The organism is Streptomyces sp. YIM 130001, assembly GCF_003574445.1.
Taxonomy (GTDB): Bacteria; Actinomycetota; Actinomycetes; order Streptomycetales; family Streptomycetaceae; genus Streptomyces.
The window spans coordinates 398,374-409,345 of sequence record NZ_KZ984554.1 but is presented as its reverse complement, the minus strand read 5'-3'; the positions used below and the strand labels follow the sequence as shown (position 1 = coordinate 409,345).

8 protein-coding genes are annotated in these 10,972 nt (G+C 70.6%); 3 read left to right on the top strand and 5 right to left on the bottom strand.

Going from position 1 to position 10,972, the window contains the following annotated elements; translation table 11 throughout:
• Positions 1 to 117 precede the first annotated feature (117 nt).
• On the bottom strand, positions 118 to 1,092 hold the full coding sequence (locus tag DSC45_RS15565; RefSeq protein WP_119291202.1) for a carbohydrate kinase family protein: 975 nt from the start codon (positions 1,090 to 1,092) through the stop codon (positions 118 to 120).
• A gap of 135 nt (positions 1,093 to 1,227) precedes the next feature.
• Here DSC45_RS15565 and DSC45_RS15560 point away from each other — a divergent pair, with 135 nt between their 5' ends.
• Both DSC45_RS15560 and DSC45_RS15555 read left to right on the top strand, forming a co-directional pair.
• Positions 1,228 to 1,428, top strand: coding sequence for a hypothetical protein (locus DSC45_RS15560; protein WP_119291200.1), 201 nt, complete (start codon positions 1,228 to 1,230; stop codon positions 1,426 to 1,428).
• A gap of 157 nt (positions 1,429 to 1,585) precedes the next feature.
• Positions 1,586 to 3,058 (top strand): hypothetical protein, encoded by a 1,473-nt coding sequence (locus DSC45_RS15555; protein ID WP_119291198.1) that lies wholly within the window; start codon positions 1,586 to 1,588, stop codon positions 3,056 to 3,058.
• Positions 3,059 to 3,171: 113 nt separating this feature from the next.
• Here DSC45_RS15555 and DSC45_RS15550 read toward each other — a convergent pair whose 3' ends face one another.
• Positions 3,172 to 3,528 carry a HesB/IscA family protein gene (locus DSC45_RS15550; protein WP_119291196.1) on the bottom strand — a complete coding sequence of 119 codons (357 nt, stop codon included), beginning with the start codon at positions 3,526 to 3,528 and terminating at the stop codon, positions 3,172 to 3,174.
• A gap of 629 nt (positions 3,529 to 4,157) precedes the next feature.
• Here DSC45_RS15550 and nadA point away from each other — a divergent pair.
• Positions 4,158 to 5,354 (top strand): quinolinate synthase NadA, encoded by a 1,197-nt coding sequence (nadA, locus tag DSC45_RS15545; protein WP_119291194.1) that lies wholly within the window; start codon positions 4,158 to 4,160, stop codon positions 5,352 to 5,354.
• Positions 5,355 to 5,435: 81 nt separating this feature from the next.
• Here nadA and DSC45_RS15540 read toward each other — a convergent pair whose 3' ends face one another.
• The 3 genes from DSC45_RS15540 to DSC45_RS15530 form a co-directional block, all read right to left on the bottom strand.
• Positions 5,436 to 8,579 carry an efflux RND transporter permease subunit gene (locus tag DSC45_RS15540; RefSeq protein WP_119291192.1) on the bottom strand — a complete coding sequence of 1,048 codons (3,144 nt, stop codon included), beginning with the start codon at positions 8,577 to 8,579 and terminating at the stop codon, positions 5,436 to 5,438.
• A 222-nt stretch (positions 8,580 to 8,801) separates the two neighbouring features.
• Positions 8,802 to 9,491: a response regulator gene (locus DSC45_RS15535; RefSeq protein WP_119291190.1), complete on the bottom strand. Its 690-nt coding sequence runs from the start codon at positions 9,489 to 9,491 to the stop codon at positions 8,802 to 8,804.
• Positions 9,488 to 10,810: a sensor histidine kinase gene (locus DSC45_RS15530; protein ID WP_240434646.1), complete on the bottom strand. Its 1,323-nt coding sequence runs from the start codon at positions 10,808 to 10,810 to the stop codon at positions 9,488 to 9,490. Before DSC45_RS15530 ends, DSC45_RS15535 begins: the two co-directional genes overlap by 4 nt.
• Positions 10,811 to 10,972 lie beyond the last annotated feature (162 nt).

The window sequence follows — 10,972 nt, the reverse complement described above, 5'->3', positions numbered from 1 at the left end:
GGGCCCGACGCGCGGGAGACCCGGTCGAGCTCCGGTGTCGTACGACAGTGGCCCCCGGTCCACCCCTGCGCGCGTGCGAGGGTGCGGACCGGGGGCCACCGTCACGTACGGGCTGCCCTACGACAGATGCGCACGGACCTCCGAGGCCGCGTCGAAGCCGTAGGCCTTGGTGAAGCGGTCCATGAAGGTGACACCGCGCAGGGTGTACTCCTGGGTGCCGAGGGTCTCGATGACCAGCGTGGCCAGCATGCAGCCGACCTGTGCGGCGCGCTCCAGGCCGACGCCCCAGCCGAGCCCGGACAGGAAGCCGGCGCGGAAGGCGTCGCCGACGCCGGTCGGGTCGACCTTGGCGGTCTCCTCGGCGCAGCCGACCTCGATCGGGTCCTCGCCCGCTCGCTCGATGCGGACACCGCGGGCACCCAGCGTGGTGACCCGGTGGCCGACCCTGGCGAGGACCTCCTCGTCGCTCCAGCCGGTCTTGGACTCGATGAGCCCCTTCTCGTACTCGTTCGAGAAGAGGTACGTCGCGCCGTCCATGAGGTTGCGGATCTCGTCGCCGCCCATGCGGGCGATCTGCTGCGAGAAGTCGGCGGCGAACGGGATGCTCCGGCTACGGCACTCCTCGGTGTGGCGCATCATCGCCTCGGGGTCGTCCGCGCCGATCAGGACGAGGTCGAGACCGCCCACGCGCTCGGCCACGGCGTGCAGTTCGATGAGGCGGGCCTCGCTCATCGCGCCGGTGTAGAAGGAGCCGATCTGGTTGTGGTCGGCGTCGGTGGTGCAGACGAAGCGGGCCGTGTGCAGCACCTCCGAGATCCGTACGGAGGCGGTGTCCACACCGTGCCGGTCGAGCCAGGCCCGGTACTCGTCGAAATCGGCGCCCGCGGCGCCGACCAGGACCGGGCCTGCGCCCAGCTGGCCCATGCCGAAGGCGATGTTGGCGCCGACGCCTCCCCTTCTGACGTCGAGATTGTCGACGAGGAACGAAAGCGAGACCGTGTGCAGCTGGTCCGCGACCAACTGGTCGGCGAAACGGCCGGGGAAGGTCATGAGGTGGTCGGTGGCGATGGAGCCGGTGACTGCGATTCGCACGGCTGAGTCTCCTGCGGGAGGCGACGGGACGAGCTGACGCTTCACGCTACCGGGTCCCGGCCCGTTCACTGAACTGGCAAAACTACCCGATAGTAGACCTTTTTTAACGGCACGTGACGTGCGTACGGTTCCGTTATGTCGACCCATACCGGCCTTCCTGAGCACTCCGAGCTCGATCTGGACCAGCTGCGCGGGGACTGCGCGCGGATGGTCGCGCACTGGTCTGCTCCGGCCCGGCCGACCGTCTCGCCGGTCGCTCCGTCCCTGATCCACGGCGTGCGAGTGCCGAAGACCTCCGCACGGCTGCTCGACCAGATGTCGGACTACGGGGACTAGGGCTTCACCCGCCGCCTGCCGCCAGGGCCGCCTGGGGCGTTGCCCCGAGAGGCGCGTTCCGGGAACCGCGCGCCGCTCCGCTTCGTCCCATCGTCGATTCCTCATTCCGGGGACATGACAGACGGCATGGGGCCGACGCAGGCGAAGGAGCGATGCGGTGAGCACCGAACGATCCGACGAGAGCGGTCCCGGACGACGGCGCACCCCGCTGGCCGTCATCTCCGTCGCGGCCGCGGTACTGATCGCCGGCGGTGGCGGCGCGTACCTGGCCGCCGACGCCTCCGAGGACAGCAGCCCGCGCTCCGGGGCCGGGGCCGATACGGACGGCACCCCTCCCCCGGTACTGAACCTGGACGGCCGCACCGAAGGCGTGGCGCCCGGCGAGCCCGCGCCCGGTGGGGTGACATACCGGGCCGGCGGCAAGCTGCCGGACGGACCGGACTCGGCGCCGGTGTACCGGGCGAAGGCGAAGGTCGACTCCGACCGTGTCGAGAAGCTGGCCGAGGCGCTCGGCGTGGACGGTTCCCCGCGGGCCGAGGGGAACACCTGGCGGGTCGGCAACCCGACGGACGGTCCGCTGCTCCAGGTCGGGCGGGAGGCGCCGGGCACCTGGACGTACACACTGCATCGCCCGAGCGGCACCGACAACTGCCCGCCCGGCAAGGCCTGTACGACGGTCGGCAGCCCGGCAGGTGAGGACGACGACGCGAAGGCGGTCAGCGAGGCGGCCGCGATGAAGGCCGCGGCTCCGGTGCTCGAGGCCCTCGGCACGGGCGACGCGAAGACCGACGCCGAACAGACGATGGGCGCGGTACGGGTGGTCAACGCCGACCCGGTGGTCGGCGGCCTGCCGACCTACGGTTGGTCGACAGGTATCCGGGTCGGACCCGACGGCGTGGTGAGCGGGGGCAGTGGCCGGCTGAGCGAGCCGGTGAAGGGCGCCGAGTACCCGGTGGCGGGGGCCCGGAAGACGCTGGACAGGATGAATGCGTCGGGTACGGGCAAGTCCCGCGGCGGCATCGGCGGGTGCGCGAGCGCCGTACCGGGGGCCGGTGGCGCGACGGCGCAGGGCGGGAGTGCCGACGGCAGCGTCGCGCGCGAGCCGTGCCCGCCGGGTGGCAAGCCGACGGCACCCGCCCCTGCGGAGGTGCGCGGCGCGGAGTTCGGCCTGGCCGCGCGTTCCGAGAACGGGCGGCAGGCGTTGGTGCCTTCGTGGCTGTACTCCGTACGCACCGAGGGCTCGGACCGGGACGTCACGCTCACGCATCCCGCGGTGGAACCGGAGTTCCTGGCCGCGCCGCGCGCGAAGGAGCCGACGCCGGCCCCCACCGGGACCGAGCCCCCGCGGGACGGGAGCGCGAAGGCTCCGCGCAGTGTGCGCCCCGAGTCGTACAGCGCCGAGGGCCGGACGTTGACGCTGAAGTTCTGGGGCGGGGTGTGCAGCAAGTACAGCGCGAGTGCCGAGGAGAAGGGCGACCGGGTCGAAGTGCGGATCACCGGGACGCCGATCGAGAAGGACACCGCCTGCATCATGATCGCCAAGCAGCGGACGACGAAGGTGACGCTCGAGGAGCCGCTCGGCGGCCGTGAGGTCGTCGGCCCCAACGGGACGGAGCTGCCCGGGCGTTGACGTACGGGCGCCTCACGCGCCCCGGCACAGGAGTGCGGCGGCACCCCCGCGGGGGTGCCGCCGCACTCTTATGCGCCGACGCCGCTCCCTGGGCAGGGAGCGGACGGGTCGGGTCAGCTGAAGGAGTCGCCGCAGGCGCAGGACCCGGTGGCGTTCGGGTTGTCGATCGTGAAGCCCTGCTTCTCGATGGTGTCGACGAAGTCGATCGAGGCACCGCCCAGGTAGGGGGCGCTCATGCGGTCGGTGACGACCTTGACGCCGTCGAAGTCCTTGACGACGTCGCCGTCGAGCGAGCGCTCGTCGAAGAACAGCTGGTAGCGCAGGCCGGAGCAGCCGCCGGGCTGAACGGCGACGCGCAGCGCAAGATCGTCGCGACCCTCCTGCTCGAGCAGGCCCTTGACCTTGCCCGCGGCGGCGTCGGACAGGAGGATGCCGTCGCTGACCGTGGTCTTCTCGTCCGATACGGACATCTGCTTCTCTCCCGGGTTGTTCGGACTGCTTGCCGACGGCGACAACCGCCGTGGCCCCGGATTCATTCCGGGCGGGCTGAAGAAATCCAGCGCCGTTCCTGCTCCTTCATGCTCGCACACACGCACTGCCTACGGAGCGGCCCGGCCTGTAGCGAGCGCGACCGCGTGCGCAGGCCGCTGCGACGGTCCGACGTTCCGTGCCCGATGAGCACTGATCCCGCTCGTCGATCACGGGAGACGTCGCCGGCGGTGGCGCTGTGCGGGCTGCGAGAACGTCCGGGACGCCCGAGCCCCGGCCGGGGACCGCACCGCGCTGGTCGAGGCCGTCGAGGGTGACCGCGACGCCGGCCTCGTACGCCTCCTCCCGATCGGGGACGAGGCCCGAACCGGAAGACCGCCAGGAGGCGACGACTGAACGTCGGTGCCGCCCACGGTCATGCGGAAGTGCTCGCACAAAAGGGGAACTACAGGGCCGCTCGAGAATGCGTCACATCGACATGATGGCCATCGTCAAACTGACATGAAGCGGCTATGATAGATAACGTCATCTAGACGAAAAGGGGTTCCGGTGCCACCGCAACGGGCTCCACGGGAGCGGCTCGCGCCGCACTCATCAACACGTAGAAAGGGTGCGTGACGTGACCACCGCCCAGCCCCGCCAGGATCTTGACGTACCTGCGACACCGCTCGCCCTGCTGCTGCTCGGCCGCGAGTCCGACCCGAAGAGTGAACGCGGCGTGGAGTGCCCCGGCGACCTGCCCGCCGCCTCCGACCCGGACCTGGTGGAGCGCGCCCGCGCGGCCAAGGAGAAGCTCGGGGACAAGGTCTTCGTGCTCGGCCACCACTACCAGCGTGACGAGGTCATCCAGTTCGCCGACGTCACCGGCGACTCCTTCAAGCTGGCAAGGGACGCGGCCGCGCGTCCCGAGGCCGAGTACATCGTCTTCTGCGGTGTGCACTTCATGGCCGAGTCGGCCGACATCCTCACCGACGACGACCAGAAGGTGGTCCTGCCCGACCTCGCCGCCGGCTGTTCGATGGCCGACATGGCGAACGCCGAGCAGGTCGCCGAGTGCTGGGACGTGCTGACCGAGGCCGGGATCGCCGAGCAGGTCGTGCCCGTCTCTTACATGAACTCCTCGGCGGACATCAAGGCGTTCACCGGCAAGCACGGGGGCACCATCTGCACCTCGTCGAATGCGAAGCGGGCCCTCGACTGGGCCTTTGAGCAGGGCGAGAAGGTGCTGTTCCTGCCGGACCAGCACCTCGGGCGCAACACCGCGGTACGGGACATGGGGATGACCCTGGACGACTGCGTCGTCTACAACCCGCACAAGCCCGGCGGCGGTCTGACCGTCGAGCAACTGCGCGCGGCGAAGATGATCCTGTGGCGCGGCCACTGCTCGGTGCACGGCCGCTTCTCGCTCGACTCGGTGAACGACGTACGCGAGCGCATACCGGGTGTGAACGTCCTGGTGCACCCGGAGTGCAAGCACGAGGTCGTCGCCGCCGCGGACCAGGTGGGTTCGACGGAGTACATCATCAAGGCGCTCGAGGCGGCTCCGGCCGGCTCGAAATGGGCGATCGGCACCGAGCTCAACCTGGTCCGCCGGCTCGCCAACCGCTTCGCGGACGAGGGCAAGGAGATCGTCTTCCTCGACAAGACGGTCTGCTTCTGCTCGACGATGAACCGGATCGACCTGCCGCACCTGGTGTGGACCCTGGAGTCGCTCGCCGAGGGCAACCTGGTGAACCGCATCGAGGTGGACAGGGAGACGGAGAGCTTCGCCAAGCTGGCTCTCGAGCGGATGCTGGCGCTGCCGTAGCCGCACCCGTGCATACGCCGATGGGGCGCTCCGTTCGTGAGTGAACGGGGCGCCCCATCGGCGTGTTCGGCCGTGCCGGGGTCAGACCTGGGCCGGCTCCGTCCCGCCGGATGCCGGGTCCGACTGCGCGGGGATGCCGGCCTTCTTCGCGCGCTTGGCCGCCTTCTTCTTCGCGCGCCGCTGCTTGCGCAGCTCGACCATCGCGTAGAGCGTCGGGACCAGGAGCAGGGTCAGCAGCGTCGACGAGATCAGGCCACCGATCACCACGACCGCGAGCGGCTGGGCGATGAAGCCGCCCTCGCCGGTGACGCCGAGCGCCATCGGGAGCAGGGCGAAGATCGTCGCCAGCGCGGTCATCAGGATCGGCCGCAGCCGGTGCCGGCCGCCCTCGATGACCGCCTCGACCACGTCGAGGCCCTTCGCGCGGTACTGGTTGATCAGGTCGATCAGGACGATCGCGTTGGTCACCACGATGCCGATGAGCATCAGCATGCCGATCATCGCCGGTACGCCCATCGCAGTGCCGGTGGCGATCAGCAGACCGATCGCGCCGGTGGCCGCGAAGGGGATGGAGACCAGCAGGATCAGCGGCTGGATCAGCGAACGGAACGTCGCCACCAGCAGCATGAAGACGATCGCCACGGCCGCCAGCATGGCGAGGGCCAGCTGGAGGAAGGCCTCGTCCTGGTCCTCGGAGACACCGCCGATGGAGGCGGTGGCGCCGTCCGGCAGGTCCAGCGCGTTGATCTTCGTCTGCAGATCGGCGCTGACCGCGCCGGTGTTGTCACCGGTGGGCCGGGCGGTGACGGTCGCCGCGCGGGCACCGTCGATCCGGGTCATCGACACCGGGCCGTCGACCAGCTTCACGTCGGCGATCTCACCGAGCCGGACCGGACCGAGCCGCAGCTTCTTCAACTCGTCCATGGTCTCGGCGGACTGCGCCGAGCGGATCACCACGTCGCGCTCGGTGTCGTCGAGCAGCGCCTTGCCGCTGGGCGTGCCGCGGACCGCCTGGGCGACGGCCTGGCCGAGGGTGGCGTCGTTGAATCCGGCGGCGGCCGCCTTCTCGTTCGCCGTGACCGAGATGCGCGGAACGGACTGCGAGAGGTCGCTCTGCACGTCGGTGACGTCGTCGATCTTGGCGACCTCGTCCCGAACCTGCTCGGACGCGGTCTTCAGGACGTCCGCGTCGGCGGCCTTGACCACCACGCTGAGGTCCTGGCTGCCGAAGCCGTCGCCCGCCGCGAGGCGGGTGTCGCCGATGCCGTCGAGCCCGGACAGCTCCTTCTCGATACGGTCCTGGGTCTCCTCGTACGGGGCGTCCTCCTCCAGAGTCACCTGGTACGAGGCCTGGTTGGTGTCCGTACCGCCGCCGAAGGCGGCCATGAAACCGGACGAGCCGATGGTGACCTGGTAGTCCTTGACCTCGTCGAGGTCGTTCAGGACACCCTCGATCTTCTTCACCGAGTCGTCGGTGGCCCCGAGGCTGGTGCCGGGCTCCAACTCCTGGGTGATGCTGAGGACTTCCTGGTCGCCCTGGTCGAAGAAATTGGTCTTCAGCAGCGGCACCATGCCGAAGGTGCCGACCAGCACCACGATCGCGATCGCCAGGCTGGTGATCCGGCGACGGGTCGCGAAGCGCAGCACAGGGATGTACATACGCTGCAGCCGGCTGCGGGCCTCCTTCTCCTCCGCCTTGCGCCGCGCCTCTTCCGGGTCGAGGTCCGCGGTGCCCTTGGGGGCGCGCAGGAACCAGTACGACATCACCGGTACGACGGTGAGCGAGACCAGGAGCGAGGCGAGCAGAGCCGCGGTCACGGTCAGCGAGAACGAACCGAACAACTCGCCCACCATGCCGCCGACCAGACCGATCGGCAGGAACACGGCGACCGTGGTCAGCGTCGAGGAGGTGACCGCGCCCGCGACCTCCTTGACCGCGGTGATGATCGCGGCGTGCCGCTCCTCGCCGTAGCCGAGGTGGCGCTTGATGTTCTCCAGGACCACGATCGAGTCGTCGACGACACGGCCGATGGCGATGGTGAGCGCGCCCAGGGTGAGCATGTTGAGGGACAGATCGCGGGTCCACAGCACGATCAGGGCGAGCAGCACCGACAGCGGGATGGACACCGCGGTGACCAGCGTCGACCGGATCGAGGCCAGGAAGACCAGGATCACCAGGACGGCGAAGACCAGGCCGAGCGCTCCCTCGGTGGTCAGGCTGGAGATCGACTTGGAGACGGCCGGGCCCTGGTCGGAGACGACGGTGAGGTCGGCGTCGGTGCCGAGGTCCTTACGGAGGTCGGGCAGCGCCTCCTTGACGTCGTCGGAGATGGCGACCGCGGAACCGTCCTGGTCCATGGTGACGACGACCGCGAGGCTGGGCTCGCCGTTGGTGCGGGTCAGGGAGGTGGCCGCGGCCTCCTCCTGCTCGACCTCGGCGACCGAACCGAGGCGCACGGGCTTGGACTTGGCGCCCTCGCCGGTGACCATCAGGTCCTCGATCTGCTTCAGCGAGGTGAAGCCGCCGCCCACCTGCACGGTGCGGTTCTTGCCGCCCTCGTCGAAGGAACCGGCGGGCACCGAGGCGCCGCCGGACTCGAGGGCCTGCCCGATCGCGACCGAGCTCAGGCCGGCCCTGGCCAGTTTGGACTCGTCGGGGGTGACGGCGACCTGCAGGTCCCGTACACCGTCCACGGAGACCTGGCCGACGCCGTCGATGTCCTTGATCACCGGGACGACGGTGCGCTCCAGCTTGTCCGCGAGCGCCTGCTGGTCGCCCTTGTCGCCGGAGGCCGCGAGCACCACGGTCGGGATGTCGTCCGTGGAACCGGCCACCACCTGCGGGTCGACGTCCTCGGGCAGCTGGGCGCGGGAGCGGTTGACGGCCTGCTGGACGTCCGCCACCAGCTGCTTGGAGTCGCCGCCGTCACCGAAGTCGAACTGGGCCATGACCAGGGCATTGCCCTCGCTGGCCGTGGCGGTGATGCCCGTGATGCCGTCCACCGCTTCGATGTTGGACTCGAGCGGCTCGACGACCTGCTTCTCGACCACGTCGGGGGAGGCACCCTGGTAAGGGGCGATCACCGAGACCATGGGCAGTTCGATGGAGGGCAGCAGCTGCTGCTTGAGCTGCGGGATGGCGATGGCGCCGAACACGATGGCGACGAGCGAGATCAGGCCTATCAGCGCCCGTTGGGCGAGGCTGAACCTGGACAGCCAGGACATGACTTGGAGGTCTCTCTTCTGTGGCACGAGGCGGTGGCGTCGAGCGGGAGGCTCGGATGCCGGGCGCGGGTGGCCACGGAAAGGCCGGAACACACCCGCGCTACACGATCGGGCATTCGACCGCAAGGATCCCTCGCTCGCAGGTCCCGTTCACCGCGAGGCGTCTACTGCGTCCGGAGTATGTCCGGGTGGAGGGCGGTCCACCCTCCGGTGGAGCGGCGGTCAGTCGACCCTGGGGCGTACCAGGCCTGACTCGTAGGCGATGACGACCAGTTGGGCACGGTCGCGGGCACCGAGCTTCGCCATGGCCCGGTTGACGTGGGTCTTGACGGTGAGCGGGCTGACGGTGAGGCGTACCGCGATCTCGTCGTTGGACAGGCCGGCCGCGACCTGGATCAGGACCTCACGTTCCCGGCCGGTGAGGGCGGACAGGCGCTCCGTGTGGGCGGCCGCGCCGGGGTCGTCGGGGTCCGAACTTCCGCCCTGGGCGAGGAACTTGGCGATCAGTCCTTTGGTGGCGACCGGCGACAGCAGTGCTTCGCCCGCGGCCGCGACCCGGATGGCGTTGAGCAGTTCGTCCGGCTCCGAGCCCTTGCCGAGGAAGCCGGAGGCACCCGCCCGCAGGGACTGCACCACGTACTCGTCGACCTCGAAGGTGGTGAGCATGACGACCCGCACCTGGCCGAGTTCGGGATCGGCGCTGATCATGCGGGTGGCCGCGAGGCCGTCGGTGCCGGGCATGCGGATGTCCATCAGGACGACGTCGGCGCGCTCGGCACGGGCGAGGTGCACCGCCTCGGCCCCGTCGGAGGCCTCCCCCACGACCTCCATGTCCGGCTCGGAGTCGACGAGGACCTTGAACGCGCTGCGCAGCAGTGCCTGGTCGTCGGCGAGCAGCACCCGGATCGTCATGTGTTCTCCCCTGTCGGGCCTGCCGCGGCGGCCGTTCCCGTGGTGGTACGGGCTCCCGGTTCCCTACGGCCGTCCCCCGTGGCTCCGGCCAGAGGAAGGATCGCATGCACCCGGAAACCGCCGCCGTAGCGGGGCCCGGTCGTACAGCTGCCGCCGAGCGCGGTGACCCGCTCGCGCATGCCGAGCAGACCGTGTCCGCCGCCGTCCGGGTGGCCCTCTGCTGCATCGGCCGGCCCGGGACGGGTTCCGCCGGCCGTCGCGCCCGAGTGGCCCGGGCCGTCGTCCAGCACCGTGATCTCCAGCCGCGCGCCCACCCGCACCACGCTGACCTCCGCTCTCGCGCCCGGCCCCGCGTGCTTCTGCACGTTGGTCAGGGCCTCCTGGATGACGCGGTACGCGACCAGGTCCACGGCGGCGGGCGGGTTCACGCCGTCGTCGCTGCGGGCCACCTCGACCGGCAGGCCCGCGCGCTGGAACGACTCGGCCAGCTCGTCCAGGCGGGCGAGGCCCGGGGCCGGCTCGGTGGGTGCCTCCGGGTCGCCCGACTGCCTGAGCAGGCCGACCGTGGCGCGCAGTTCGTCGAGTGCCGAGCGGCTGGCCTCGCGTACGTGGGCGAGCGCCTCCTTGGCCTGGTCGGGGCGCTTGTCCATGACGTGCGATGCGACGCCTGCCTGCACGTTGACCAGGGCGATGTGGTGGGCGACCACGTCGTGCAGATCGCGGGCGATCCTGAGCCGCTCCTCGGCGACACGGCGGCGGGCCTCCTCCTCGCGGGTCCGCTCGGCCCGTTCGGCGCGCTCCGTCATGGCGTCGATGAAGGCGCGGCGGCTGCGGACGGCGTCGCCCGCTGCCGAGGCCATGCCGGTCCAGGCGAAGATGCCGAGGTTGTCCTGCGCGTACCAGGGCAGTGGGTAGCCGGTGACCATCGCGATGCCGGTGAGCAGGGCGCCGGTGAGCAACCCCACGCGCCAGGTGGTGGGGCGGTCGGTAGTGGCGGCGACCGTGTAGAGGGCGACGACGGCGCTCATCACCACGGGGGCGCGCGGTTCTCCGGTGAACAGCTCGGCGACGGTCACGGCGACCGTCATCGCGAGGACCACCAGCGGGCGGCGGCGCCGGAAGACCAGGGTCGCAGCACCGGCCACCATCAGGATCAGGCTCGGTGCCGCGGGCGCGCGGCCGAAGTACGGCCCCGTGTGGCCGCGTGGCTCCACGAAGGAGGCGGTGATCATGCAGATGAGGACGCCTGCGGCGAGAGCCGCGTCGAGCGCGAGCGGATGCGCCTTCTGCCAGTGCCGGCCGCGCGCTAGGAGGGTCACGACAGTCCACGGTACGGGGCCCCGGGGGCAGGGCGCGGTCGAGGAAGTCCCTTGCGGCGCCGGGGTCCGTGCTCCGACGCCCGCGACGGGGTGCCGTCGGGTTCACCGCAGCGGCCAGGCACCGGCCTGGCCGCCTCGTCCTCGAACGCCGGACGGGCCGGG